This is a genomic window from Kibdelosporangium aridum, from assembly GCF_900176515.1.
Taxonomy (GTDB): domain Bacteria; phylum Actinomycetota; class Actinomycetes; order Mycobacteriales; family Pseudonocardiaceae; genus Kibdelosporangium; species Kibdelosporangium aridum.
On sequence record NZ_FWXV01000013.1, the window covers coordinates 135,347 to 162,056 of the forward strand.

General features: G+C 66.2%; 24 protein-coding genes. 7 read left to right on the plus strand and 17 right to left on the minus strand.

The window, feature by feature from the left end; all coding sequences use genetic code 11:
* Positions 1 to 3 precede the first annotated feature (3 nt).
* Complete coding sequence (locus B9C43_RS47690; RefSeq protein WP_084433942.1) at positions 4 to 186, plus strand: MbtH family protein; 183 nt, start codon at positions 4 to 6, stop codon at positions 184 to 186.
* A gap of 4 nt (positions 187 to 190) precedes the next feature.
* On the opposite strand, the gene B9C43_RS47695 is transcribed toward B9C43_RS47690, so the two are convergent.
* Positions 191 to 829 (minus strand): phosphoribosyltransferase, encoded by a 639-nt coding sequence (locus B9C43_RS47695; protein WP_084433943.1) that lies wholly within the window; start codon positions 827 to 829, stop codon positions 191 to 193.
* Positions 830 to 872: 43 nt separating this feature from the next.
* Between B9C43_RS47695 and B9C43_RS47700 the strand changes: the two genes are divergently transcribed.
* A complete protein-coding gene (locus B9C43_RS47700) occupies positions 873 to 1,736 on the plus strand; it encodes a patatin-like phospholipase family protein (protein ID WP_143447109.1) in 864 nt (287 codons plus the stop codon).
* Here the strand turns inward: B9C43_RS47700 and B9C43_RS47705 are convergent.
* Both B9C43_RS47705 and B9C43_RS47710 read right to left on the minus strand, forming a co-directional pair.
* Complete coding sequence (locus tag B9C43_RS47705; RefSeq protein WP_033382503.1) at positions 1,712 to 2,158, minus strand: DUF309 domain-containing protein; 447 nt, start codon at positions 2,156 to 2,158, stop codon at positions 1,712 to 1,714. The genes B9C43_RS47700 and B9C43_RS47705 overlap by 25 nt on opposite strands.
* 2 nt (positions 2,159 to 2,160) lie before the next feature.
* Positions 2,161 to 2,367 (minus strand): hypothetical protein, encoded by a 207-nt coding sequence (locus B9C43_RS47710; RefSeq protein WP_084433945.1) that lies wholly within the window; start codon positions 2,365 to 2,367, stop codon positions 2,161 to 2,163.
* A 121-nt stretch (positions 2,368 to 2,488) separates the two neighbouring features.
* Here B9C43_RS47710 and B9C43_RS47715 point away from each other — a divergent pair, with 121 nt between their 5' ends.
* Positions 2,489 to 3,358 carry a helix-turn-helix domain-containing protein gene (locus B9C43_RS47715; protein ID WP_160097242.1) on the plus strand — a complete coding sequence of 290 codons (870 nt, stop codon included), beginning with the start codon at positions 2,489 to 2,491 and terminating at the stop codon, positions 3,356 to 3,358.
* Entirely contained in the window at positions 3,330 to 3,548 is a 219-nt protein-coding gene (locus B9C43_RS47720) for a DUF397 domain-containing protein (protein WP_084433947.1), read from the plus strand. Before B9C43_RS47715 ends, B9C43_RS47720 begins: the two co-directional genes overlap by 29 nt.
* Here the strand turns inward: B9C43_RS47720 and B9C43_RS47725 are convergent.
* The gene (locus B9C43_RS47725; RefSeq protein WP_084433948.1) at positions 3,501 to 4,520 is read right to left on the minus strand and encodes a Gfo/Idh/MocA family protein; all 1,020 of its coding nucleotides are present in this window, start codon (positions 4,518 to 4,520) and stop codon (positions 3,501 to 3,503) included. The genes B9C43_RS47720 and B9C43_RS47725 overlap by 48 nt on opposite strands.
* 71 nt (positions 4,521 to 4,591) lie before the next feature.
* On the opposite strand from B9C43_RS47725, the gene B9C43_RS47730 reads away from it, so the two are divergent.
* Positions 4,592 to 6,604 carry an MDR family MFS transporter gene (locus B9C43_RS47730; protein ID WP_084433949.1) on the plus strand — a complete coding sequence of 671 codons (2,013 nt, stop codon included), beginning with the start codon at positions 4,592 to 4,594 and terminating at the stop codon, positions 6,602 to 6,604.
* 39 nt (positions 6,605 to 6,643) lie between these two features.
* On the opposite strand, the gene B9C43_RS47735 is transcribed toward B9C43_RS47730, so the two are convergent.
* The 3 genes from B9C43_RS47735 to B9C43_RS47745 form a co-directional block, all read right to left on the minus strand.
* Positions 6,644 to 9,772: a GH92 family glycosyl hydrolase gene (locus B9C43_RS47735; protein WP_084433950.1), complete on the minus strand. Its 3,129-nt coding sequence runs from the start codon at positions 9,770 to 9,772 to the stop codon at positions 6,644 to 6,646.
* 355 nt (positions 9,773 to 10,127) lie between these two features.
* Positions 10,128 to 11,234 (minus strand): acyl-CoA dehydrogenase family protein, encoded by a 1,107-nt coding sequence (locus B9C43_RS47740; RefSeq protein WP_084433951.1) that lies wholly within the window; start codon positions 11,232 to 11,234, stop codon positions 10,128 to 10,130.
* Entirely contained in the window at positions 11,231 to 13,552 is a 2,322-nt protein-coding gene (locus B9C43_RS47745) for a bifunctional salicylyl-CoA 5-hydroxylase/oxidoreductase (RefSeq protein ID WP_084434062.1), read from the minus strand. The genes B9C43_RS47740 and B9C43_RS47745 overlap by 4 nt, the downstream gene beginning before the upstream one ends.
* Before the next feature lie 97 nt (positions 13,553 to 13,649).
* On the opposite strand from B9C43_RS47745, the gene B9C43_RS47750 reads away from it, so the two are divergent.
* Positions 13,650 to 14,405: an SDR family NAD(P)-dependent oxidoreductase gene (locus B9C43_RS47750; RefSeq protein ID WP_033382515.1), complete on the plus strand. Its 756-nt coding sequence runs from the start codon at positions 13,650 to 13,652 to the stop codon at positions 14,403 to 14,405.
* Positions 14,402 to 14,854 carry a RidA family protein gene (locus B9C43_RS47755; protein WP_084433952.1) on the plus strand — a complete coding sequence of 151 codons (453 nt, stop codon included), beginning with the start codon at positions 14,402 to 14,404 and terminating at the stop codon, positions 14,852 to 14,854. The genes B9C43_RS47750 and B9C43_RS47755 overlap by 4 nt, the downstream gene beginning before the upstream one ends.
* On the opposite strand, the gene B9C43_RS47760 is transcribed toward B9C43_RS47755, so the two are convergent.
* The 10 genes from B9C43_RS47760 to B9C43_RS47805 form a co-directional block, all read right to left on the minus strand.
* Entirely contained in the window at positions 14,815 to 17,271 is a 2,457-nt protein-coding gene (locus B9C43_RS47760; RefSeq protein ID WP_084433953.1) for a CHAT domain-containing protein, read from the minus strand. The genes B9C43_RS47755 and B9C43_RS47760 overlap by 40 nt on opposite strands.
* Before the next feature lie 20 nt (positions 17,272 to 17,291).
* Complete coding sequence (locus B9C43_RS47765) at positions 17,292 to 17,759, minus strand: hypothetical protein (protein WP_033382520.1); 468 nt, start codon at positions 17,757 to 17,759, stop codon at positions 17,292 to 17,294.
* A 2-nt stretch (positions 17,760 to 17,761) separates the two neighbouring features.
* Positions 17,762 to 18,337, minus strand: a complete 576-nt coding sequence (locus tag B9C43_RS47770) for an RNA polymerase sigma factor (RefSeq protein ID WP_033382521.1) — start codon at positions 18,335 to 18,337, stop codon at positions 17,762 to 17,764.
* A gap of 1 nt (position 18,338) precedes the next feature.
* Positions 18,339 to 19,952, minus strand: coding sequence for a S8 family serine peptidase (locus B9C43_RS47775; RefSeq protein ID WP_084433954.1), 1,614 nt, complete (start codon positions 19,950 to 19,952; stop codon positions 18,339 to 18,341).
* A gap of 71 nt (positions 19,953 to 20,023) precedes the next feature.
* Complete coding sequence (locus B9C43_RS47780; RefSeq protein WP_084434063.1) at positions 20,024 to 20,809, minus strand: PaaX family transcriptional regulator; 786 nt, start codon at positions 20,807 to 20,809, stop codon at positions 20,024 to 20,026.
* 28 nt (positions 20,810 to 20,837) lie between these two features.
* Positions 20,838 to 21,485 carry a hypothetical protein gene (locus B9C43_RS47785; RefSeq protein WP_084433955.1) on the minus strand — a complete coding sequence of 216 codons (648 nt, stop codon included), beginning with the start codon at positions 21,483 to 21,485 and terminating at the stop codon, positions 20,838 to 20,840.
* An 8-nt stretch (positions 21,486 to 21,493) separates the two neighbouring features.
* Positions 21,494 to 22,696 (minus strand): PucR family transcriptional regulator, encoded by a 1,203-nt coding sequence (locus B9C43_RS47790; RefSeq protein ID WP_084433956.1) that lies wholly within the window; start codon positions 22,694 to 22,696, stop codon positions 21,494 to 21,496.
* Between the two features lie 66 nt (positions 22,697 to 22,762).
* The gene (locus B9C43_RS47795) at positions 22,763 to 23,218 is read right to left on the minus strand and encodes a (2Fe-2S)-binding protein (RefSeq protein WP_033382526.1); all 456 of its coding nucleotides are present in this window, start codon (positions 23,216 to 23,218) and stop codon (positions 22,763 to 22,765) included.
* Positions 23,219 to 23,228: 10 nt separating this feature from the next.
* Positions 23,229 to 25,403 carry a xanthine dehydrogenase family protein molybdopterin-binding subunit gene (locus tag B9C43_RS47800; RefSeq protein WP_084433957.1) on the minus strand — a complete coding sequence of 725 codons (2,175 nt, stop codon included), beginning with the start codon at positions 25,401 to 25,403 and terminating at the stop codon, positions 23,229 to 23,231.
* A gap of 135 nt (positions 25,404 to 25,538) precedes the next feature.
* A complete protein-coding gene (locus B9C43_RS47805) occupies positions 25,539 to 26,630 on the minus strand; it encodes a winged helix DNA-binding domain-containing protein (RefSeq protein WP_084433958.1) in 1,092 nt (363 codons plus the stop codon).
* Positions 26,631 to 26,710: the final 80 nt, after the last annotated feature.

A 26,710-nucleotide genomic window follows, 5' to 3' on the forward strand; every position in this document is an offset into this window, starting at 1 on the left:
ACAATGGACGACAACGCCCGTTACCAAGTCCTGCGCAACGACGAGGACCAATACTCACTGTGGCCCGCCGACCTGGCGATCCCGGGCGGATGGCACGCGGTGGGCAAGGCGGGCAGCAAGCAGGAGTGCACCGACTACGTGGACGAGGTCTGGACCGACATGCGTCCGCGCAGCCTGCGCTCCTGATGCCCTAGCGGCCGGGCCGGTCACCCGGCCCGGCCGCCAACAACTCACGCACCTCGCCGTCGCTGACCTGGCTGAAGTCCTTGTACGCCCGGCCAACAGCGCCGAATGGCTCAGGCATCGTCACGCAGACAACCTCGTCAACGATCCGCGTGAACGCCCGACAGGTATGCGCCGGAGCCGTCGGCACAGCCACAACGATCTTGCCGGGCCCTCGCTGCCGCAACGCCTGCACCGCGGCCCGCATGCTCGCGCCGGTCGCGAGGCCGTCGTCCACCACGATCGCTGTCTTGTTCCTGACGTCCAGCGGGGTCCGCCCGTAGGCGGTGTTGCGGCGGTGGAGTTCTGCCTGCTCGGACTCGATCACCCGGTCGATCTCGTGCTGGGGGACGTGCCGGGCCACCTCCTGGTTGAGCACGATGTCACCGTCCGCGATCGCCCCCATCGCGAGCTCCTCCTGCCCCGGCACCCCCAGCTTGCGCACGAGCAGCAGATCCATCGGCACGCCGAGCCGGTCAGCGACCACTCTGGCGACCGGCACCCCACCCCTCGGCACCGCGAGCACGAGCACGTCCGAGTGACCCCGATAGTGTTCCAGCTGGTCAGCCAGTCGCCGTCCGGCATCTTCCCGATCGCGAAACCGCATGGTTCCAGGTACCCGAACCCCGCGACTTGTGAACAATGTGCTCGTGGACGAGATCGAACTGCCCAAGCCGGTGGCGTTTGTCCTGGGCGGGGGCGGCAGCCTCGGCGCGGGCCAGGTGGGGATGCTGCGGGCGCTCGCGGAGCGCGCGATCGAGCCTGACCTGGTCGTCGGGACCTCGGTCGGGTCGGTGAACGGTGCGTTGCTCGCACTGGACCCGCAGAACGCGCCGACCAGGCTCGAGGCCATCTGGCATCGGATGACCCGGGCCAGGGTGTTCCCCGGTGGGCCGCTCGCGCAGTTGCGGACGCTGCGCCAGCACCGCAACCACCTGTTTCCCAACACAGGGCTGGCGGAGATCATCAGGACTGAGCTTGAAGGCGTGGATGACTTCGCTCATTTGAGCCTGCCGTTCGGTGCGGTCGCGGTGGACGCGCTGACCGGCAAAGCGGTGTTGCTCAACTCAGGGCCGTTGACGCCAGCGATCCTGGCGAGCAGTGCCATTCCGGGCATCTATCCGCCCGTGTTCCACGAAGGGCACGTGTTGTACGACGGCGGCGTGATCGCGAACGTGCCGATCAGGCAAGCGCTTGCCCTGGGCGCGAAGTCGGTGGTGATTCTCGACTGTGCGTTTCCCGGGCACCTGCCTCGTGTCCCCGAGACGCTGGCGGACGCGGTGTTGTTCTGGGCGACGCTCGGGATGCGCAACCAGGCGGAGCTGGAGTCCGAGCGCGCGGCGTCAGAAGTCCCGGTCGTCTACCTGCCGGGTGCGCCGGTCAAAGCGGTGACGCCGTTGGATTTCGGGCACACCGCGGAATTGATTGCGAACGCCTACGACGGTTCTCGGGAATTCCTGTCCGGAATCACCATCACCGGACCCGGGCTTTACGGACCCGGCGGCTCCGCGTAAAGCCTAGGTACTCCCGTCGGATTCTCAGCCCAACGCAACAACCCGGCGATGTCAATGTCATAAGGCGGATCAACCTCATAAGGCCATATGTTGTCGACACCGCGCTGAATCAACGCCTCGGCGCCAGCCTCGTTGCCGCGCGCGGCGTGAGTCAAGCCAACCGCGATCTGGGCCAAACCACGCCACAGCGCGCGCTCAGGCTCGTCGGCTGCCTTCCACGCGTCCTCGAACACCTCGTGCGCATGGAAGGGCTTGCCGTCGTCGAGAAGTTTCTGGGCTTCGCTCAAGGTCTGCTCGGGCGTGCGGCTGATGCCCTCCGGCAGGCGCTCGACACCTTCGGCGCCGTAGGGCAACGGCCGCCCCAATCCATCCCGTGGCCTGGCATTACGTGCCCGTCCGGCCGGATCCCGGTCTCGATCCATACCTAGATCTTGCCATCGGGTTCCGTTCTGATCGCTTGCAGCGCTTCGGTTGCGGTGTCGATGAGGTTGCGCAGGCCGTCCTGGGTGGCGGTCACTGACAGGCCGTCAAGCCTGCCGCCGAACTGCAACTCGGCCATATCCCCGTCGAGTGTGTAGGAGATCTGACACGCCTCGAGTTTGATCCACGTATCGACCTGGATTCCGTTCATGTGGGAAATAATGGCGGAAGACGAAAAATGTGCAACGGCCCCGATGGGGTGAAGTGGGGTCAGTGCTCGGTAACGGTGGATGGCGGACGTTTTTGCATACCCTGCAAAAGGAGTGGGCGGAATGCAGCGGCAGAACGTGAACTCGCGAGGGATCGGCATAGGGCTTGCATGGCATCGCAAAGCCGCATGCAAGACCTTGGAGCAGGTGAGTAGGCAGGTCGGGATCTCGATCAGCTCGTTGAGCCGCTTGGAGAATGGGAAGAGAGAGCCGACGACTGAGGAAGTGGCCGCGATCCTGGCGGTTCTTGGAGTCGTTGGGGCAGAACGGGACCAGCTGCTCAACCACGCCCGCAACACGTCGCACTCGAGCATGGTCGTCGGCTCGAAGAGCCGCACCTACCGAGCCTTCGAAGCGGATGCCACGGTGATCACAAACTTCGAGTTGATGTTGGTGCCTGGCCTTGCGCAGACTGCAAAATACGCCCGCGCCGTGTTGTCAGCCCTTCGGGCGAATGGCAGCGAATCTGAGATCAACGCCACGGTCTCCCAACGCATGGAACGGAAGGCGATTCTCACCCGAAAGAGGCCACCACAGGTCAACTTCATCGTGACTGAGTTGGCTATCCGACAGCTGATCGGCGGCGCGAAGGTGATGGCCGAGCAGGTGAGGCACCTGATCGGCTTGGCCGACCTCGACAACGTGTCAATTCGGATCATCCCGGCGACCGTGTCCGCACACGCAGGTCTCAGCGGCCAGTTCGTGATTCTCGATTTCGACGACCAACCCAGTCTGGTGTTCATCGAGGCGATGACCACAGGTCTGTACCGCGATGAACCAGAGGACGTGGTCGCCTATCGGCGCCAAGTCGAGAATCTGGAAGCAGTAGCTCTGGACATGGCTGGTTCAGTGGAGTTGTTGAGATCCATCTCCTACGACCTGGACGGGCTGGTTAGTGGACTTGATGTGGCGGAAGAGCAGCTTCAGCGGTGACGAGAACTGTATCGAGGTGGCCTGGCGGAAGAGCAGCTTCAGCGGTGGCAGCGTGGACTGTGTCGAGGTCGCGTGGCCTGGCGCCACCGTCAGCATCCGCGACTCCAAGAGCCCGGATTCCGGGCATCTCACCATCCCCGCATCAGTCTTCTGGCAGCTCCACGAATCCCTGCGGCGAGTCGAGCGCTGACTCGATGATCTCCAGGGTGGCGATGGCGGACTCAGGAGCCACCGGCACCGGCGAACCGTCCCGCAAAGCCGACACCATCGCCGCGTAGAAGTATTGGTATGAACCGGGCTTCGTCTCCACCGGCGTCGTCGTCTCACCCGCCACGCCAAGCAGACCCCACGCCTCCTCAGGCTCCACACCCCAATCAGGAGACCCGGGACCCTCACCCGCCCGAAGCGCCGCTTCCTGCACATCCAAGCCGTACTTCACATACGCCGACGAAGACCCGAGCACACGGAACCGGGGACCTGGCTGCGCTGCGAGGGTGCTGGAGGCCAAGTGGGACAGCACACCTGACTCGTGCGTCAATGCCAGGAAGAAGTCGTCGTCGACCTGCACTCCGTCCCGTTGCTTGTTGACCTCGGCGTACACCGACCTCGCCGGTCCGAAGAGCTGCAATGCCTGGTCGATCAGGTGCGCTCCCAGGTCGAACAGGACTCCGCCTGCCTCTTCCCGGCCCGGCAGTTCCTTCCACGTGTCCTTCGGCGTCGGACGCCAGCGGTCGAAGTGCGACTCGAACCGGTGCACCCGGCCCAACGCCCCTGAGCGGATCAATTCCTTCACGGTCAGGAAATCGCCGTCCCAGCGGCGGTTCTGGAAGACCGTGATCGGGACGTCCCGAGACGAGGCGAGCGACGTCAGCGCGCGGGCCTCCTCGACCGACGGCGCGAAGGGTTTGTCGACCACGACGGGCACGCCTGCGAGCACCGCCTCCGTTGCCAGCGGCACGTGGGTCCGGTTCGGGGAGGCGATGACGACCAGGTCGTGGTCCTCCCAGAGCTGGTCGGGCCGGTCCAGCCGGCGCACACCGTCCGGCACCTCGCGGGAGGTCACCACGGACCGCAAGGTCATGCCCGGGGTCGCGGTGATCAGCGGCGTGTGGAAGAACGCGCCCGCCGTGCCGTACCCGATCAATCCGACGCGCAAGCTCATGCCGCCAACCTACCGAGTCGCGAGCTATCCGGATCAGACCTAGTCTGCGACTGTCCACACAGGAGGCCGGGATGGTAGAGGCTGAGGCCGCACCCGTCGGCCGCGGGGCGCGCAACGCGATCGTCGCGGCGATCATGCTCGGGATGCTGCTGGCGTCCCTTGACCAGACCATTGTGGCCACGGCGTTGCCGACGATTGTCAGCGACCTCGGCGGCGGCAACCACCTCTCCTGGGTTGTCACGTCGTACCTGCTCGCTGAGACGATCATGACCGCGCTCATCGGCAAGTTCGGCGACCTGTACGGCCGCAAGCGGATGTTCCTGGTCAGCGTGCTGCTGTTCATGATCGGCTCGTTCTTCGCGGGCTGGGCCGACTCGATGACATGGCTGATCGCCTCGCGCGCTGTGCAGGGCCTCGGTGCTGGTGGGTTGCTGGTGACGGCCACAGCGGTGATCGCGGACGTCGTGCCGTTGAGCGAACGCGGCAAGTACCAGGGTGCGCTGGCGTCCGTTTTCGGTGTTTCGACGGTGGTCGGGCCGCTGCTCGGCGGCCTGTTCGTGGACCATGCGAGCTGGCGGTGGGCGTTCTACATCAACCTGCCGCTCGGTGTGCTGGTGCTGATCGTCACCGTCCTGTCGATGCCGACGGTCAAGGCCGCGCTCCGCCCGAAGGTCGACTACCTGGGCATTCTGCTGATCGGTCTGGCGGCATCTGGCCTGACACTGGTGACGAGCTGGGGCGGCACCGAGTATCCGTGGGGTTCTCCGACAATTATCTGGATGGCTGCCGGATCGGTTGTCGCGCTTGTGCTGTTCGTGGTTGTCGAAATGCGTGCCGCGGAACCGATGTTGCCGATGCGGCTGTTCCGCAGCCCGGTCTTCACCGTGTCCAGCATCCTGAGCTTCATCGTCGGGTTCGCGATGCTCGGCGGTGTCACGTACCTGCCCACGTATCTGCAGTACGTGCAAGGCGCGTCGGCGACCGGCTCCGGCCTGCGGATGCTGCCGCTGGTGTGCGGGCTGCTGGTCGCGGCCATGATCACCGGCCAGGTGATCAGCAAGACCGGGCGGTACCGGGCGTTCCCGATCGTCGGGTCGCTGCTGATCTCCGGCGGCCTGGTGCTGCTGTCGCTGATGGACGCCAGCTCGACGTTCTGGACCATTTCCGGCTACATGCTGGTACTGGGCCTCGGTGTCGGTCTCGTCATGCCGGTGCCGACCGTGGTCGTGCAGAGCACGAGCGACTACTCCGACCTCGGCGTCGCGACGTCCGGCGTGAGTTTCCTGCGCACGCTCGGAAGTTCCTTCGGTGTCGCGATCTTCGGCACGATCTACGCCAACCAGCTGCCGAAACACCTGACTCCGGTGACCCCGCCCGACATCGATCCACGGATCGTGCTGAACGTCAACGGGGTACACGCGTTGCCGCCAGCGGTGAAAGCACCTGTCATCCAGGCCTATGTGGACACGTTGCAGACGATGTTCCTTGCCGCCGCACCCGTTGGCTTGCTTGCCTTCGTCGTCGCACTGTTCTTGAAGGAAGTTCCGCTCAGGGATACCTCACGAGTTGTCGCGGCCGGAAACACCGGTGTGGGGGAGAGCTTCGCACCGCCCGCGTCCAGGGACTCCCACGCGGAGCTGGAAAAGCTCATCGCGATGGTCGTGAGCAAACAGCAGAACGACCCGCGTCCCGAGATGCTCGCCGCCTCAGGCGTTCCGCTGAACTACGCGCAGGCGTGGATGCTCGTCCGGATCTTCAAGCACAGCATCGACGACGGCGACGCCACCCTGCACGAGATCGCCGAGAGCACCAAAGTGCCCGCGGGGATCTTCCAACCCGTTGCCCGCCAGCTGGTCGAGGTCGGTTACGTCAGCGAAGCCGAGGGCCACTACCGCTTCACACCGGCAGGAACCGAAGCGTTCGCCCAGTTGATCGGCGCGGCTCGGGCCTGGCTGCTGAACCGTCTCGCGGACTGGCATGAGGACAGCGACACGAAGTTCGCGAACGCAGTGGAGGAGATGGCCGAGAAGCTGATCGCCAGCAGCCGCGACCTGTCGACCGGCAAACACGCCGCCCGGGTTTAGGTGTCCGGGTGGGACGGCGGGCCCACCCGGACGGCTTCATCACTCGGTGCCCGAGCACAGGTTCATCGGAAGCACGCCGTCGCCTGTGATCGTGGTCTGCACACTGTGGATGGTCACCGGCTGGTCGGAGGCGATCCGGAAGTCGGTCTGCTCGTTCTGCCGCTCGGCGAACTTGGCATCGTCCACCGTGACCGTCATGGTCTTCCAGGTGTTCGTGTTCTGGTTGACCACCGTGATCGCGCTCTTGTAGGGGTGCTCAACGGAGTCGTACTGCACCTGCCAGCCGTGTGTCCCGGAGTCGTAGTACGTCACGTCGAATGTCGCCGTGAACGTACCGTCGAACGCCAAGCGCCGCTCGACCCGGAAGTACATGTTCAGGTTGTTGGGCACCCTCAGCACGGTCTTGCGTGCCTCTTTCCCGCCGACTGTCACGGGTGTGGTCACGCCGTCGCCAGCGAGTTCCCGCTGGGCCAGTCCGAACTCGACGTTGTTCGCGCCAAGTGTGGTGCACGCCTTGGCCGTCTTGCCCGGCCCGATCACCGCGACCGGGAACTCCAGCCGGGGCAAGGCGACCGAGGGCGTGCTCAGCGAGATCGGGATGGCGCCGAAGCCTTGCTTGGCGTTGGCCGCAGCGGACACCGTCACATCGATCCGAGCGCTGCCGTCGGCCGCGACCGGAACGGTTCCGGAGCTTGGGGTGACACTCAGGCCGTTGACGGGTTGCGCCACCCAGTTCACGGACTGCACCGAGATCGGCTTGGCGGGTTCAGCGCCCGCGCCCACGTCAAGGTTCAACGACGCGGCGGTCTGCGCGCCCGCGGTTACCGTTGTCGAGTCCACTGTGAGCTCGACCGGGAACACGCCAGGCGGGAACTCGAGCGGCCCGGCGTCATACGAAGGCGGCGGGTTGTCCTTGCCCCAATCAGTCGGCTTGTCCGACAACGTGAACTGGAGCAAGTTGAAGCCGCTGAGACCCGGCAGCCACGTCTGCTGGGACGGACGTCCGCTCACGGTCAGCGACTTGATGTACTTGCCCGGTGCGGCGCCTGGCGCTTGGATCACCGTCACGCCCCGTTGAGTGCGGATGCGCACGCTGGAGAAAATCGGCGCGCTGATGGCCACTGTGGACGTTCCCGGCGTGGTCGGGTACAGGCCCATCGCCGACCAGACGTACCACGAGCTCAGCGCACCGAGGTCGTCATTGCCCGGCTCACCGCCAGGAGCGTTCGAGTACATCGTGGTGAGCAGTTTGTGGACGCGCTCCTGAGTCTTATGTGGAGTCCCGGCGTAGTTGTAGAGCCAAGGCACCAGCATGTCGACCTCGTTGCCCGCCCAGTAGTACGGACGGTTCGGGCCCGCGTTGGACTCGGTGAAGAACGTGTCCAGCCTGCGCTGCACGTTGTCCTGGCCGATCGCCGAGAACAGCCCGGCGATGTTGTGCGGCACCATCCACAAGTACTGGCCCGCGTTGCCCTCCTGGAAACCGGACTGGCCGAAGTTCGTCATTCCGGTGGTGACCGGGTTGCCGGCGGGGAAGGCACCGGTGTCGCTGCGCGGCTGGAGGTAGCCGGAGTGCACGTTGTACAAAGTGGTCCAGTTGTGTGACCTGGCCAGGTAGTGCCGGTACTTGTCCTCGTCGCCGAGAGCGCGGGCGAACTGCGCGAGGCTGAAGTCCGCCGAGGCGTACTCAAGGGTGGCCGAGGCACCGTTGTTCACGTCGGAGATGTCGCTGCGCACCGTGTTGGGCACGTAGCCGCGGCTCTTGTAGTCGGCAAGGCCAGGCCGCTGCTCGTACCACCCCTGACCGAGCTGATCGGGCGTCGGAACGACCTCCGCGCCCTTGACCATCGCGGCGAGTGCGGCTTTGGTGTCGAAGTCCCGTGCACCGAACGCGTATGCGGAGGAGATCATCGGCACGGCAGCGTCGCCGTTCATCACGCCCGTGTACCCGTTGGCGACCGGCCACTTGGGCAACCAGCCGCCTTGCGCCGCGTTGTTCACAAGCGACTGCATCATCTGACTCGACTCGGTGGGCGCGATCAGTGCCTGCAGTTGGATCAAGGTGCGGTAGACGTCCCAGCCGGAGAAGTTGGCGTACTGGACCTTGCCCGGCGGCAGGGTGTGCACCTTGTTGTCAAAGCCGATGTACTGGCCGTTGACGTCGCTGAACACGTTGGGGTGCAACAACGAGTGGTACAGCGCGGTGTAGAACTGGATCCGCTGGTCGCGTGTCCCGCCTTCGATCTCCACTGTGGACAGCAGGCGGTGCCACGCGGCCTTGGTCCGCGCTGCGACCGGATCGACGCCCCAGCCGGGGTTCTCGGCCTGCAGGTTCGCCCACGCGTTGGCGGCGCTGACATAGCTGATGGCGACTTTCAGCCCGACTTCGGCTTTCTGCGTCGTGTCGAACGTGACCCACGCGCCGGAACCCGGCCCCGCTGTCTCCTTGGCGCCGGGCGTCACGGTGTTCGCCTGCCAGGTGCCGTGGGAGGTGAACGGCCGATCGAAAACGGCAGCGTAGTAAAGCGTGTAGTTGTTCTGCCGGGCGCAGAAACGACCGCTGGTGATCGACCCGGACAGCCGGTCCGGTCCTTGGATCGACACGGTCGCAGTGGTGTTGCCGTTCTGCGACGAGCCTGTCTTGAACAGGAAGTTCGACTGGGTGGAGGCCGGGAAGCCGAACTCGCCGACACCAGTCCGCTGCGTGGCGGCCACCCGCACGTCCACGCCGTCGAGTTTGGTCCGGTAATACCCCGGCTTCGCCACCTCGTCGGCGTGACTGAACGGCTTGGTCGTTCGCGCGGGCGCCGCCTCGATCGCTCCGACAGTCGGCAGGATGGGCAGATCACCCTGGATCGGGCAGCCGACGCCGGACAGATGCGTCAGGCTCAGACCAGTGACCGCGGAGTCGTCGTAGTTGTAGCCACCACCGGTCGGCCGGGATGACGTCTCGGGGCTCCACGACAGCATCCCGAACGGCGCCACCGCGCCGGGGAACGTGTTCACCGAACCGACGAACTGGCCGCCGGTTCCCGTGCCGATGAACGGATTCACCAGTTCGGTGGGGTCGATGACCGGCTGCGCGGTCGCTGTTGCCATGGGGATGACGCTAGTGAGCGCCACCGAGAGAACAACTCCGAGGCCTAACCGCCGGGCATGTGCGCGCATGCGTGACTCCCGCAGGGCAGAGATGACAACGTTGTCGTGGATCGGCGCGTAAGTTTAGGCGTTGTACTAATTGAGGGTCAAGGCGGCCAAATGGCGTCCATAAGCCACAGAGATGGCAAAGCCTGACCTGACGGCTCCACAGTGGGCGGAAAGTCCGTGCTGCTCGCTACGAGCTTTCTGCTCCCACGCGGAATAGAACTCACGGGCTTTCGGATGAGGAACACGATGCGCGCCATGTTGCGCTGTCCGTCTGGGAGCGCTCCGAAATCCCTGACACGTGTCTGCGGTCCCCGCGCAACGCCAGCATTGGCGGGCAAGCCTCGGCTGCGGGATATATGAGGGTATTCCACGTCTGTCAGGCCTGGCGGAACAGTTCGCGGGCGATGATAGTGCGCTGGATTTCCGATGCGCCTTCGTAGATCCGAGGTGCGCGGACCTCCCGGTACAGATGTTCCAGCAGGTGCCCGCGTTGCAAGGCGCGGGCACCATGGATCTGCACGGCGGCATCGACGACGTACTGGGCTGTCTCCGTGGCGAAAAGCTTGGCCATCGCGGCCCGTGAAGCGATGTTCTGCTCGCCCGAGTCATAAGCACGAGCCGCGGAATGCACCAGTAGCCGGGAGGCCTCGATGCGGGTGGCCATCTCGGCCAGTGTGTGCGAGACGGTTTGCTGGTCCTTCAACGGTCCGCCGAAAGCGATCCGGCTTCCGGCATGTGAAACCGCCGCGTCCAGAGCAGCTTGCGCCATGCCGACGGCGAAGGCGCCGACGCTGGGGCGGAACAAGTCCAGGGTGCGCATCGCGACCCGGAAGCCCTTGTTCTCCTCGCCGAGGAGTTCGTCTTGGTCGACGTAGACGCCGTCGAACGTCAAGCGGCCGATGGGATGCGGGCTGACCATGTCGAGGTGTTCGCCGGACAAGCCGGCTCGATCGCCTGGCACCACGAAAGCCGAGACACCCCGTGCGCCCGCGTCCGAAGTCCGGGCGAAAACCGAGTAGACGTCCGCTTCGGGAGCGTTGGAGATCCAGATCTTCTCTCCGGACAGCCGCCAGCCTGAGCCGTCACGGGTCGCACTCAACTGCAAGGCAGCCGCGTCGGAGCCTGCGTCCGGTTCGGTCAACGCGAAAGCCGCGACCGCGTCGCCCGCGGCCACGGCCGGAACCCAGCGGGAGACTTGGCTGTCCACACCGGACTGCAGGATGGGATACGTGCCCAAGCCCTGCAAAGCCAAGGCTGTCTCGGCTTCGGTGCAGACCGTCGCGAGGGCTTCCCGCAACAGGCACAGATCCATGGCCGCGGCGTCCCGGGTGGGCTTGCCGGACTCGACGCCGGGGAACAACCGGGCGAGCAGGCCCAGCGAGCCCATGGTTTTGATCAGTTCCCGGTTCACCGCACCGGGTTTGCCCGCTTGGGCCAACGGCACCAACTGCTCGGCCGCCAACGCCTTGACGTCCATGGTCATCCCCTCCAGCGGGCGTGCGCGGTCTTGGGCTCGCCGGACCGGATCAGGTCCAGGCGTGGCTTCGGCCCGTCGGTCCGGCCGGTGCGAGGCTTGCGGTTGCCCGCCGCGAACGGCTTTGGCCACGTGACCCCGGTGTAGTCCTGGTCCGCCGCCGCGTGCAATGTCCAGTGTGGATCGTAGAGATGGGTGCGGCCCAAGGCACACAGGTCCGCTCGTCCCGCCAGGATGAGCGAGTTCACGTCGTCGTATGAGGAGATCGCGCCCACCGCGATCACCGCGACGCCGTACTTGCGTCCGATCTCATTGCGGATCCGGTCGGCGTACGGGGTCTGATAGCTGCGGCCGTACGCGGGTTTCTCCGTGCTTACGACCTGGCCGGTGGACACATCGACACCGTCGACGCCGTGCTCGGCGAACGCACGGGCGATCTCGACCGAATCAGCGGCGTCGATTCCGCCTTCGCACCAGTCGGTCGCGGAGATGCGCACGGTCATCGGCCCCTGCCAGACCGCCCGGATGGCATCGAAGACTTCCAGCGGATAACGCAGCCGGTTTTCCAGCGAGCCGCCATACGAGTCAGTGCGCTGGTTGGTCAGCGGAGACAGGAACGACGACAGCAGATATCCGTGTGCGCAGTGCAGTTCCAGCAAGTCGAACCCGGCACGCGCGGCTGCCTGCGCCGAAGCCACGAACTCCGCCTTGATCGAGGCCATCTCGTCCAGCGTCAGCTCACGGGGAGTCTGGTTGGCCGGCGAGTACGGGATCGCGGACGGCCCGCACACCTCCCAGTTGCCGGACGGCAGCGGCTGGTCGATGCCTTCCCACATCAGCTTGGTCGAACCCTTGCGGCCGGAATGGCCAAGCTGGATGCCGATCTTCGCGTCCGACTGGGTGTGCACGAAGTCGACGATGCGTGTCCACGACTCTTCGTGTGACGGCTTGTACATCCCGGTACAGCCGGGCGTGATCCGGCCAGTCTCCGAGACGCACACCATCTCGGTCATCACCAGGCCCGCACCGCCCATGGCCTTGCTTCCCAAATGGACCAAGTGGAAGTCACCGGGCACGCCGTCGGTGGCGCTGTACATGTCCATGGGGGACACGATGATGCGGTTCTTCAGCTCAAGGTCGCCGATCTTGTACGGCTGGAACATCGGTGGCCGGACGTCGGCGAAGTCACGCGCGAACCACGCGTCCATGTCCGCGACGAACTCCGGGTCGCGCAGACGCAGGTTGTCATAAGTCACGCGGCGGCTGCGCGTGATGATGTTGAAGGCGAACTGATGCGGGTCTTGATCGGTGTACTGGCCGATGTTCTCGAACCACTCAAGGCTGGCCTGCGCGGCACGCTGGGTCGACGTGACGACCTGCCGCCGTTCGTCTTCATAGGCGGCCAATGCGGAGTCCACATCGGACTGCTCGTGCAGGCAAGCCGCCAGGGACAACGCGTCTTCCATGGCGAGCTTCGTGCCCGAGCCAATAGAGAAGTGCGCGGTGTGGGCAGCGTCGCCCAGCAGCACGACGTTTTCGTGGCGCCATGTCGCGCACCGGATCGTGGCGAAGTTCGTCCACTTCGAATTGTTCCCGACGATCGAATGGCCGCCGAGCACGTCCGCGCAGAGCTCCCGGATCATCTCCAGGGACTTCTCGTCATTCTGACCGGGCAGAAGTCCTTGCGGTGCGGTGAAGCCCGCTCGCTCCCAGACGTCGTCGTGCATCTCCAGGATGAACGTGCTGGCGTCGCGGCTGTACGGATAGCCGTGCACCTGCATGACCCCGGCCGGGGTGTCGAGGATGTAGAACTTGAAGGCGTCGAACACCAGGTCCGTGCCGAGCCAGATGTACTTGCAGCGCCGAGTTTCCACGGTCGGCTGGAAAACCGAGGCGTATCGGGCGCGCGTGGCGGAGTTGGCGCCGTCCGAGGCGACGATCAGGTCATAGCCGCTCAGATCCTGGGGGACCTCGGTACGGAAGTGGATCGTCACGCCAAGGTCGAGGCAGCGCTGCTGCAGGATGGTCAACAGCCGCTGCCTGCTCATCGCCGCGAAGCCGTGCCCGCCCGAGGTGAACGTCGTGCCCCGGTAGTGCACGTCGATGTCGTCCCACTGGGCGAACTCTTTGCTCATCTCGGCGAAGATCGTGGTGTCGGCGTGCTCGATCCCGCCCAGTGTCTCGTCGGAGAACACCACGCCGAAGCCGAACGTGTCGTCCGGGGCGTTGCGCTCCCACACGGTGATCTCGTGACCGGGGTTGAGTGCCTTGGTCAACGCGGCGAAGTAGAGCCCGCCGGGTCCGCCGCCCGCTATCGCGATCCGCACGCTGCCCACCTCTTCTGTCGTGAGCCTTACGACCGTCAAGGATACAACATATCGCGTTCTGTTGACGACCGTTACGAAAATCTGGCACGCTGGGTCGGTGACGACAAGGAATTGCCTGGTCACGGGCGCAAGCCGGGGTATCGGCAGTGTGATCGCGGGCAGGCTGTCGGCCGCCGGTCACCGGGTCGCGCTCACCGCCCGCAGTGCGGACCAGCTCGCTGAGGTGGCGGAGAAGCTGCCCGGGCCATCATTGTGCCTTCCCGCCGACGTGACCGATCCGGCCGCCATGCAGAACGTGTTCTCGACGGTAGAAGAGACGTGGGGCACGGTGGAAGTCCTCGTCCTCAACGCCGGAGCGGCGGTGGCCAAGCCGATCGCCAAGCTGACCGACGAGGACTGGCAGGGCCAGCTCGACCTCAACCTCACCGCGCCCTTCCGGGCGATCCGCCGGGCAGTCCCGGCGATGACCGAGGGCGGATGGGGCCGCATCGTGGTGATCTCGTCGATCGCCGGAAAGGCAGGCGAGCCGAACCTCGCCGCGTACACCGCGAGCAAGCACGGTGTCATCGGTCTGGTTCGCGCCGTGGCGGCCGAGGTGGCCAGGAAGGGTGTCACCGTCAACGCGGTCTGCCCTGGTTACGTGGACACGCCGATGACTGACGGCTGGGTCGAGACGATCTCGTCGCGCACCGGCAAACCTCAGGACGAGATCCGGACGGCACTGGAGCGCAAGCAGCCGATCCACCGGCTGATCACGCCCGAGGAGGTGGCTGACGTGGTGGATCTGTGCGTTGCCAGCTCGGCCATCACCGGCCAGGCCATCAACGTCGACGGCGGTGCGGTGCAGTCATGATCGAACGGGTGAACCCTCCGGAGCTGGGCAAGCCGTCCGGCTACTCGCACGCGGTCGCCGTGAACACCGCCGACGCCGAGCGGATCGTGTTCCTGGCGGGTCAGACCGCGTTGAACGACGAGAACAAGATCGTCGGCGACGGTGTGGTCGAGCAGTTCGAGAAGGCACTGGGCAACCTGCTCGCCGCGTTGCGCGGTGCAGGTGGCGAGCCGAAAGACCTGGTCAGCGTCACGATCTACATCGTCGACATGGACGACTACAAGGCGCACGCCCGCGAGATCGGCAGCGTGTGGCGCGCCCTGGTCGGCACCGAATATCCGGCGATGGCGGGCATTGGCGTGAGCCGGTTGTGGGACGTCGAAGCACTCGTCGAGGTTCAGGGCTTCGCAGCTGTGCCGATGAACCGCGGTCAAGAGGACCCAAAGCATACGAACGGCATCAGCGGCTGAATGAGCGTGGCGTCGGCCAGCGCATGCGCCGGTCGACGTCCCTGCAACAGACCTCGGTGATACGCGGCCATCACATCGACAGCGGCATCGTCGTCGACTGAGGCCACACTGGACACCACAGTTTTGGTTCCGCTGTACAGCAATGCGGCCGTGAACCCGAGAATCTCGTCGCCGTTGCGCACCACGGTCTGACCGACATCGCACGAGGACAGCACGACATGCGCGGGCGCTGACTGAAGCTGGTGAATGTCGTAGGCCATCAACGGTCCATCACTCAAATCCAGGCGGGAGAACAACACGTTCTCTCGCTCGTGATGCCCGTGCGCCGCGAAATGCGCTGTGGTGCATCCGTCCAACGCTTGCAGCGTGGACGCGACGGTGGCGTCCGGCCCGAGCAGAACCGCGCCCTCGCCGTAAACCTTGGCCAGTTGCAGCACTTCGTCGTCGGCATGCGCCAGATCCGGGCCCGCGACGAACAACCACCGCGACGGCGCCGAGAGTTCTGTTCCCCGGCCAGCCAGCCATGTTGAGGCGCTCGGCGACACCGTTACCGGACGACCGGTCATGTCCGGCAGCAAACCCCATGGCACAGCGGACAAAGCTCCCGTCGGGATGATCACCACGTCGGAGTCGCCGAGCATCGGCCGGACCGGCTCGACCAGCTCCCGCGTCAGAGCCTCCAGCCTGCGCTGGATCGACGCCTTGATCACCCGATCCAACGCGGCGGGCAATTGCCGCCCGCACGACGCGTCCAGATCGCTGTGCAGCTTGGCCAGCGACTCGGAAACCGTTGCCAGCGAACCCAACCGGACCAGCCGGGCACGGGCCGACGTGATCACCAAGGCCCACAGCCGCCCGTCGGCGGACGCGTAACTCACCATCGTCGCGTCCCCCAAAGCCGCGCGCACCTGGCCGAATGTCGCGTCGGCGAAGTGCTCGCCGGTGCCTTCGGCCTGCCAGCCGCGGGCCCGGATCACCCGTTCCAGCTGGGCACAGCGGCGTCGTGCGTCGGCGTCGGGCTTGCCCGCCAATTCCGCGGTACGCACCTGATGCGCGAGTTGCCGCAACTCGGCGACCGCCTCGACCGTGTCGTCATCGTCGGGTGGCCGGGCGGGCTGGAACCGGAAGGCTTGCGCGCGTGAGCGTTCCAGCCAGCCGAAGACGACGGCAGGCGAGCCGTGGTCCAACGCGGCGGCCAGCCCCGCACGAGCCAGCTCCCGGCCGAGGGACGTCGTGGTGGTCCGCAAGTCGAGACTGCCCACCCGGCTGCGGTGATCACGCAGCAGATCCAGGCCCGCCCGGGCATTGGCGAAGATCGCCCGGCGATCACCCGTGGCCGCACCGAGCTCCGCCAAGGCCAATCGGCGCATCAACCGCGTCTCCGGCAACGACTTCGGGCCACTACGAGCCCGGATGTGCCCGCGTGCCTTGCCGATGTCGCCGCGGGCGAGACAAGCACGCGCCGCCACCAACTCGGCGGCTTCGGCGTCGTTCTGAAGTCCGAGGTCCGTCAGCCGCCCGGCGAGTTCGGCCGCGTGTGCCGCCACCACGCCCAACCGCTTGCCACTCTTGAATTCCGCGCGGACCTTGGTCACCGCCGCCACCGCGGCCCAGGTCTCGTTGCCCCGTCTTCGAAACCGGCTTTCCGCGCGGCTGGCCCATGTCTTGGCGGCCGTCAGGTCACCGGCGGCGAGCGCGACCTGCGCCCGGGTCAGCAACGCCTCGGCGTGCTCCTGGTCCATGCGGGTCCGGGGGAATCTCGCCAACGCGTAGTCCAGTTCGGTCGCCGCGTCGCTGTGCAACCCCGCGGCCAGCAGCGCTCTGGCGCGTTCAACCGCGACCACCGGCAGCATCCCGTCGGCGTGCGACTCGTAGACCACGCGTGCCCGGTCGAAATCCCGCAGTGCCGCGGGGATGTTGCCCGCCAGCAGTTCGCACGAACCTCGGCCGTGGACTGCCTTGGCGACCAGCCGGTCGAGCCCGAGTTCCCGGCCCAGTCGTTCACACCGTTCCAGGTCCGCCAACGCGGGCCGGACACGTCCGGCGATCTGGTGCAACATCGCCCGGTTCAGCAACGTCCGGGCGAGCACGAGGGGATCGCGGCGCAGCAAGGGAATCGCTTGGTCAAGGCAGACCAGCGCTTCGTCCATCCGGCCGACGAGGATCAGCAGCAGGCCACGTTGTTGCCGCAGCAGCCCCGCGGTCTCCGGCGTGGCCAGCTGGTCCGCCCGGTCGAGCAACGCGAAACCCTGTCCGGTGTTGCCCAACGCGGCCTCGGCCGCGGCCAGGCTGTTGAGCAACCGCACGTCATCCGGCGCGATCCGCAGCCCGGCGCGGAAAGCGCGTGCGCCGAGCAACGGACGTCCCCGGTTGAGCGCGTTCAGGCCGCGCTGGTGCAAGTCCCTTGCCCGTGTCACCGGCCAAGTATGGACTTGATCTACAGCGAGATCGACGGGGTCGTCACCGTCCGGGTCGAGCCGTTCGGCCGGACGATCAGCTGGACGAGGCCGGACGGCACCGCGTCCAGCACGAACCGTCCTTCGTCGTCGGACATCGTGGTCATCGGGCCTGTGCTGGTGCGTAGTTCGATCGGGTGACAGCCTGCCGGGGTCAGCCAGCCGTCCACCCGGATGCTCCGGTCCGGGTTTTGCTTGATACCGACCATGATGGTGACTGTCTCACTGTCGAAAGTGATCAACCGCGGCTGCTCGTCCCCGCGCACCGCGGCCGGTTCGCGGACCTCGCTGGCCCGCATCACCTCGAGGTCGATGGTCTCCAGTTCGATGGCGAACTTCACCCGGTCGAGCAGATCGACCGGCATGGGGTCGAACCGGCGCCACATTTCGTTGACACCGGCCAGGATCGCGTGGTCGCGCTCGTCGAGCGGCTCGTCCGGGGAAGTCATGGCTAGCTCTCTTCGGCGAAATCAGCGGACAACGCGTCCCGCAGCTTGGCAAGGCAGCGGCCCCTGGTCGGGCCGATACTGCCCCTGGGCATACCGAGTGCGGCACTGACAGTGTCGTAGTCGGGCCTTCGGGTGAACGCGATTATTCGGAGCAACTGTTGACATCGGTCTGACAAAGTGCTGACGGCCGTCCACAACTGACGGACGCGTTCGACCTCGACCCGCCGTTCCTCCGGTGTCGGACCGAGATCGGGCAGCTCGGCGAACAGCACGTCCTTCGCGGGCACCTCCATGCGGGTGGAGTTGCGCACGCGCCATGCCTCGCGTCTGGTCACCGTGACCAGCCAGCTGGTCAGTGCCATGGGACTACGGATCGCCTGGATCGCGCCGAGCAGTTTGAGCCATGCGGTCTGGACGACGTCACTGCTGGTGTCGCGGTCGAGTCCTTGTGCCCGTGCGACTTGCCATAACAGCGGCGTCAGTTCGTCGACCAAGTCGGCGAGACGGGCCTGGTCGCCGTTGCGCGCGGCTTCCAGCAGGTCCGCCATCTTGGCGTGGTGCAGGGAGGTGTCGGGCATTTCACCCGCCGGCTCTCGTGAGCGCGGCGCGCGCTCGTTTGACGGCGACCTGCCGGTCCACAGTCTTCAACGCCAGCGCGGGATCCTCGGCGGAGCACTGGATCATGGCTGCGGTGATCTCGGCCGCGGCCAGCGGTGCGGCGAACGATGTGCCGTCCCAGACGGCGAAACCGGCGCGGTAGTCGTCCAGGTCCAACGCGCTGCGGCCATCGACGGGCACCATGGTCGCGCTGATCGAGCCCTGCACGTCGATCGGGAACGTACTCACCACACCAGCGCCTGTGGCCCAAGCGCGCACCCATGGCGCCTCGTTGCTGAACAACGCACGTGTGGTGCTCGGGTTCAGCGCGCCGACGCTGATCACCTGCGGCGCGACGTCCGGAGGGCTGGTGCGTTCGGCGAGCGCGGCCGGATAGAACCGCCTGCTGGTCGCGTCGTTGCCGGCCGCCGCGATCACGAGCACGCCGAGTTCACGCAGCCTGTCGATCGCCTCGGTGAGCAAGCCGGTGAACGTGCTCGTCGACCCGGCTTCGTCGAAATAGCCGAGCGACAAGGAAACGACGTCGACCATGCGGTCCGGATCGTTCTGCTGCTGTGCGTCCTGCACCCGCAGGATCAAGCCCCACAACGCAAGCAGAACATCGCTTTCGTACGCGATGCCGTCACTGTGCAGTACACGGATCGCGAGGACGTTCGCGTCCGGCGCGGTCTGCCGGATGATGCCAGCGATGAACGTGCCGTGCCCGGTGTCGCGATCGAGCATGCCCACCAACGGGTTGTCCGTGACGGGCGCGTCCCAGAAGTCGGTCAGGATCCGTGTCGGTGTTGTCAAAGCGGCTTCTTCGCCTTGTTTGCGGATCGCGTCCTGCAGCTCAGGGAAGACGTTCAGGAACCCGCCCGCGGGCGGCGGCGCGGTCCGGTCAGGCAAGTCGAACCACGGATGCGGACCGATGCCCGTGTCCAGCACCGCGACAACGGGACGCCGGTCGATCGGGCCGCGCGGTGGTGGGGGAGCGGCCAACGCCACAGGGATACGCCCGGTCGTGCCGCCGCGCGCGTAGCCGGAACCCGGCGCTCCACTCGCTTCCCAAGGCGCACCACCGACACCGCTGGCCTCCCACGGCGTTCCTCCGATGTCGACGGTGCCGACAAGCAGGTGATCGACGGAGATCCGGTCGACGAAGTCCTTGCGCAACCGGCCGTTCATCGCGGCCACGCGCAGTTCCTGCAGCGCCAGCCAGCAATCGACCTGGGTCGGCTTGGTCGTCCGGCCGACCGCGCGTAACGACACCGGACGGGGCAGGCGCTGCAGACGTTCGGTGTACTCGTTCTGGTGCCTCGGGGTGACCAGTTCGAGGTCGACCCGGCTGAGCACTTCGTTGAAGGCAACGGTGTTTCGGACGTCCCTGGCGATGTCGTTCGGGATCAGCATCGACCCGGCTCGGTACACAGTGGACCTGGGCGGTTCGTACGGTCCGCCCGCGACCAACGCGTTGACGGGGTTCAGCACGCGAGCGCCGTGCCTTTCCAGCAAATGCTGAGGCATCTCCGGCACCGCGCTGCGGTCGTCATCGCCGTACGGCTTGCCTGGCTTCCTGACGAACTTGACCACCATTCGCTCTCCCCTTCGGGTCGCTCTGGTACCACAGGTGCGCCTGACCTGCGTGCCAGATACGTCCCGTGAGGTCACGAAGACGTTACGGCGTGCCTTTCCGCAGGTACGGCCAGTTGGGCCTGAAGGGTGAAGAACAGATCGGCGGCCTTGATCCCGACCCAGTCGTCCGGCAGCAGTTCGGCGGGCAGCCCGGGGTCGAGATAGGGCAGCCGGCGCCAATCGGTCAGCAGCCGCACGTATTTGACGAACGCCTCCCGGTCGTCGCTGGCATGTTCGGCTCGGTGTGCCTGGACGAACTCGTTGTACAGGTGTTCCAGCTGGTCGAGATCCCACCAGCGCCTGACCTTCTCGGCCAGGTCACCGAACGCCAAGTGCTTGCTGTGGAACAAATCGGCGTAACCGCTCAGATCCAGGCGCCGCAACATGTCCTCGGTCGCTTCGGACAGGTGCGCGGGTGCGATCCACACGCCCGGCGCGGTCGTGCCGAAACCAAGGCGGGTGAGCTGCGAGCGCAGCAGATGCCGTTTGTAGCGTTCGGACTCAGGAACCGAGAACACCGCGAGCAGCCAGCCGTCGGCCAGAGTGGCTCGTTCCTGCCGGAAGATCCGACGATCCCCCTCCTTGAGGATCGCCAAGCCCTCCTCGGACAGTTCATAACCGGCCGCGCCGCCCTGCCGCAGTGCCTGCAGCATGCCCCTGCGCTTCAGTCGTGAAATCGACGAACGGACCGCCGCCTGGTCAACACCAAGGTCGGCCATCAGGCTGATCAACCTGGCCACCGACATCCAGCCACCCGCGCCGCGCGCGTACAACCCGTACACGGTCACGATGAGGTGCCGCGGCTGGGCAGTTTCCATGGCGACCGTCACGTACCGACAATATCTGTTACCGGGGGATGGGGACCGTCGGATCGCGGTCGTGCGGGTAGTTGAGCTCCTCGGCCAGGTCGTTGGGCAGTGACGCCCGGTCGAGGCCCACTCGCATGAGCAGTTCGCGGATCTGCTGGGGCTTGGCGCGGGTCAGGATGTCCACGATCCCCGCACGCAGGCGGTTCAGGCGGCGGACGAACTGCTGCACGTCCATCTCACGCCCGGCGCGGATGGCGTCCCAGCTCTCCTTGTGGGCCCGGGCCCAGGTGGTCAGCTGGACGAGGTCGAGCAGGGTGGTGCCGTTGCTCTGGCGTTTGATGTCCACGAACTCGCTGCCGTCCAGCACCGGGTGCGGCCAGCTCAGGTGGTAGTCCGCGCCCGACTTCGTGGTGTAGCCCCAGATGAACACCTGCCGGTTCTCCGCCATGGTGCGCACCACGATCGAGCCGTCCGGCAGGTCGTACGCCTTGGCGATGTCCGACACCGCGTCGATCACGGTGCCCGCGCGCTGCCCCTCGGCCAGTTGCACGTGCCCGCACCAGCCTTGCGGCGTCACCAACGGGTCGAGGACCGAGCCCGGCAACGGCCCGTCCGCGCACGCGATCCGGTCGTTCCACCTCGTCCGCAACGCTTCGCAGTCCCGCCGGTACGCGCTGTCCTCCACTTGGTCGATTATGCCGGTCGTGCTGGTGGAGGCAGATGCGCGGTGTCCGGAAAGATCGACAATGCCCGCAGTGCCGTGCCGATCTCCATGATGTCCGCCGGATCGGTCAAGGTCCGGCCCAGTTCGTCGGTGATGCGCTTGAGGCGGTGCCGGATGGTGTTGGGGTGGCAGAACATCTGCTGCGCGGTCAGCTTCGTCGAGCCTTGGCATTCGAACCACGCCCGCAACGTCAGCAACAGGACATTGCGCTCCTCGCCAGGCAGATCCAGCAGCGGCCTGAGCACCTGATGCGCGAGCTGCACGGAGGCTTCCGGTGCACTGGCCACCAGCCCGGCCAGCGGCGAATCGTTGAACTGCACCATGCTTGCCGTGCCCGGCGGCAGGCTCGAGAGCGCGACCCTGGCCAGGTGCAACGCCCGCGCGGTGTTGCCGAGTCCGCTGTAGACCGGGCTGACGCCGACTCGCCCGGATATGTCCTGGCGCACCAGTTCCACGATCGCGGCCGACGCGCCGGAGTACCTCAGCGACACGACGCCGACTTGCAGATCCGGGGTCAGCCGCCAGGCCGACGCGAGGCACCGTTCACGCAGCCGCGACTCGATCCGTGGCAACGCTTCCTGGCCGAGCACCGGGGTTTCCGCGGCGACCACCACGAACGTGCCGTCCAGCGACAGGTCGAGGACACGCGCGATGTCCCAGAGCGAGCCCTCCGAACTGCCCGCGAACAAGGCCTCGACCAGTGCCGAGCGGCGGTTCTGGTGCGCCAGCATCAGCGAGGCCGTGGTGTCCCGATAGGACGTGGTCAGCGCTTCGGCGTAGTCGTCCATCAACGCCCAGATCGCGGTGGTGACCGCGACCAGTTCGGCCGTGTCCCTGGTCAGCTCGGTGAACTCCAGCCAGACCTGGGTGAGCCCGATCCGGTACGCGCGCAACAACTCCGGCAGGGGAGCGCCCTGTTCCGCCCGGGCCCGGCCGGTCGCGGTGGCCTGCGACATGTCCGGCGGCTCGACGCCACGCAACGTCCGCAGCACCACGGAGATGTTCACCGTGACCGACCGGTTGAGCTCGTCGTGCGAGACGAACTCGGCCCGGCCGTACACCGGCATTTCCTCGAGGATCTGCGCGACGGTGTTCTTGATCAGCTCCGGTTTGTGCCGCTCGACCTCGGCAGCGAGCCGGGCAAGCGCCGGTTGGGTGTCCACGAAGTGCATCGACGCTCCACGCTGAGCCTCTAAGCAGGATTCATGGACGATAACACTGCCGTTCGGCTCAGTGCGTTACATCTTTTGGGCGGCGTTCTTGATGGCCTGGCGGATCCGGAAGTACGTGCCGCACCGGCAGACGTTCTCGATCTTGTCGATGTCCGCGTCCGTCGGGTTGGCCGTGCGCTTGAGCAACGCCACCGCGGCCATGATCTGACCGGGCTGGCAGTAGCCGCACTGCGGGACGTCCTGTTCCAGCCACGCTTCCTGCACCGGGTGCAGGGTGTCGCCGTCCGCGAGGCCTTCGATCGTGGTCACTTCCTTGCCCGCGCACTGTGCCACCGGCGTGACACACGGCTGGATCTCGTTGCCCGCGAGGTGGCTCGTGCAGGCGCGGCAGACACCGATGCCGCAGCCGAACTTCGGGCCCTTCACCCCGAGCTTGTCCCGCAGCACCCACAGCAGTGGCATGTCCGCGGGCACGTCGACGGTGACCGGGTTCCCGTTGACGGAGAAGGTGTACTTCGGCACGGTGAATCTCCTAGCGCGGGAACGGGTCGAAGTCGACGGGGAAGTTGATCGGGAAGCTGCGCGGCTTGATCCCGGTCGCACGGGCGTAGGCGTTGGCGATCGCGCCGACCGCCGCGGGCACGCCGAGTTCACCGCAGCCGCCCGGCTCGCCGTTGGCGGGCATCACGTGGATCTCCACCTGGGGCGGCGAATTGCGTTGCCTGGCGTAGTGGAACTGGGAGTAACTGCCTTCCAGCGGCAGGCCTTTCTCGATGTGCAGTCCGGCCCGCAGGGTGGTGGAGATGGCGTCGGTCAGTCCGCCGAGCATTTGTGCCTGCACGCCGAGGGGATTGATCGGCCTGCCGACGTCGACGGCGATGAAGGCCTTGGTCACCCTGGGGTTCTTGGGATCCCGGGCGTCCATTTCGACCAGACACGCCGTACACGACTTGTACTCGTCGTGGAACGCCACGCCCTGGGCGAACCCCTTCGGCATGGTCCGGCCCCAGTTGCCCATTGCCGCGACCTTGTCCAGCACCGCGCGTTGCCGGTCGGTCTTCAGGGTCTGCCTGCGGAACGCCACCGGGTCCTTGCCGAGTTTCGCGGCCAGTTCGTCGACCATGATCTCCTCGGCGCCCCTGGTGTTGGCCGAGTAGACCGAACGCCAGCTGCCGGTGTGCATCCGCAGCGGGACTTCGTTGAGCAGCTGGGTGACCACGCCGAAGTGGTATGGGACCTTCACGGTGGTGAGAAAAACCGTCTGGGCGAAGCTGAGGTTGCCGCCGACCGGCAGATGTGCCGCGGTCGCGGTGAGGATCTCGCCGAGACCGTGCCGGAAGTCGGTTTCCACCGAGGCCACGCGGTGCTCGAACGTCAGCACCTCGCCGAGTGCGAACGTCGCGCGGATCTTGTGGTGGCTCGCCGCGCGGGCCCGGCCGTGGCGCATGTCGTCGACCCTGGTCCACATCAGCTTGACCGGTCGGCGCATGGCTTTGGAGATCTGCGCGGCTTCCAGTGCGGCGTCGAAGAACAGCCGCCTGCCGAACGACCCGCCACCTTGCGTGACGTGCACGGTGACTTTGTCCTGCGGCAGGCCGAGAGTGGCCGCGATGGTCTGCTTGGCCACGATCGGCGACTTCAAGCCTGCCCAGATCTCCGCGCGATCCGGCCGTACGTCGGCGATCGCCGAGTTGGTCTCCAGCGGTGCGTGGCTGACGAACGCGAAGTCGAACTCCCCGTCGACGTGCTGGGTCAGCAGTGGCGGCACAACGAACGGCAGAGCAGCCGCACGGAGTTTCGCCTTGATCTCCTTGTCGGACAAGTCGTCGACAGTGCCGCGGTTCCAAGTCACCTTGAGGGCGTCCTTGGCCGCGATGGCCTGGCCGAACGTCTCGGCCATCACGGCGACCCCCGTTGGCACGACAGCGATTGCCAGCACACCGGGCATGGACTTGGCCACCGAGTCGTCGACCGACTTGACCGATCCGTTGATCGTCGGCGGGCGGCGCACGACCGTCGGCATCGCGCCGGGAACCTCAAGGTCCAATGTGTACTTCATCTTGCCCGTGACCATCGCGCGGGCGTCTACTCTGGACTGCGCGGTGCCGACAACCCGGTGCTCCGCCTCGGATTTCGGCTCGGCCGAGCCGACAGCGGTCAGGCTCGCCGCCGCCTTGGTGAGCGTGCCGAACGAGAGGGACCGCCCGTCGGGCGCGACGACTTTGCCCGACTTGGTGGACAGCTTCGCCGGCGCGAGATTCCATTTCTGCCCGGCCGCTTCGACCAGCCGGGCCCGAGCGGTCGCGGCCGTGCGCCGGACCGGGTCGTAGACCGAGCGGATCGTGTTCGAACCGCCGGTGAGCTGGTTGAACAGCAGCTCGGCACGGGCGTCCGCGAGCGTCACGCGGACCTTGCCGACCGGGATGTCCATCTCCTCGGCGACCAGCATCGCCACCGCCGTGGTGATGCCCTGGCCGACTTCGGACCTCGGCAGCTGGAACTCGACCGTGCCGTCCGGCTTGACTTCGAGCACGAGCATGTTCGCCGTCGGCGCACCGGCGAGGATCAGCAGGTCACCGAGATCCGTGATGTCCGCGGGAGCGGGCAGGCTCGGCAACGCGTCCGCGGACAGGTTCGTGGCGACCGTCAGCGTGGGTGCGGCGACAAGGAACGTCAGGAATCCGCGCCGGGTGGTGGGAGTGGCCATCGGGGCCCCTTTCCGGGGTGGGAACCGACGTCACCTTAAGGACCGTTATGCCCCTATTCAACGTTCCGTAGTCGTGTTGGGCGATTTGTGTGACGACGTGACAGTCGCGGGCCTTGCAAATGTGGCCCGCCACAGTCACGAGCCCTCGAAGCGGATGTCGTGCTCGGCTCCCGGCGCATAGAACTCCAGCAGCGGCATGCCTTCCTTGGACAGCGCGTTGATCTCCTTCTTCAACAGATTGCGGTACGGGTGCACGACGAGAACGGCCTTGTCCTTGGCCTTCTCCACCGTCCACCAGCCGGTGGTGAAGCCGTCCACCAGAAAGAGCCTCGGCAGCATGCCGTTGCGCGGGCGCTGTTGTGAGTAGTCGACCAATACGCGACTGCGATCGTGGTGCGACAGCAGGAGGTTGTCGAAGTCGTAGAGGTACCGCACCGGCGCCGGAGTGTTCTCGTCGGGCCGTGGCGCGCCGGGCAGATCGAACAGTTCCTGGCCGTTCTCGTCCGCGAACGTTGTCAGCTGTGGGCGCAGGCGGTTGAAAACCTCGGCCAGCCGGGTCAAACCGGACCACGTCTGCGCGTCCTTGACCGACGCCGGGCCGAACGCGGCCAGGTAGCGCAGCACCAGCTTGTCGAGGTCCGGCTGGGCGTCGACTTCCTGGCCGAGCCAGGTTTCGACCGTTGAGTGGACCGCTTGGCCGCTGCCGCCCCACAGCCCGCGCGGCGGGATCTGAACGAGCGGAACCCACGCGCGCACGGCGTATGCGAGCGAGTGCTCGTCTCGGTCCGGCCAGCGCTCGGCCATCCGCTTGCCCAGCTCGGTGAAGGTCATCGGCTTCTCGTCCAGCAGCTTGCGCCCTTCCTCGATCAGGTCGTTCTGGTCCAGGCCGACGAGGTTCTTGCCGTATGTGCCCATTGTCATGCGTTCGATGACGCCTTGGATCAACGGCCGCACCGTGAGGCTGTCGCGCGCGGTGACCAGGTGGATCGTCGACCGCATCAAGGCCATCCGGAGCACTTCACGGTTCTTGAGCATGTCGGACAACGCGTGCGGGTCGAAGTCCGTCAGCCGGGTCCATAAGCCGTGGTACCAGCTGTGCGTCGTCTGGGCCTGCAACCCGACCAAGTGCTCGATCGCGTCTGCGATGGGCATGTCCGAGCGCTCGAGGAGCAGCTGACGGGCCAGCGTCGCGCGGTTGAGGGCCTTGCGGGTGAGCTTCGCGGTCATGACACGAACACTATGGCCAATAACGGACAGGTTCTGGCCTCAATACGAGATGAATGGTAGACACTGTCTACCTGAATCCG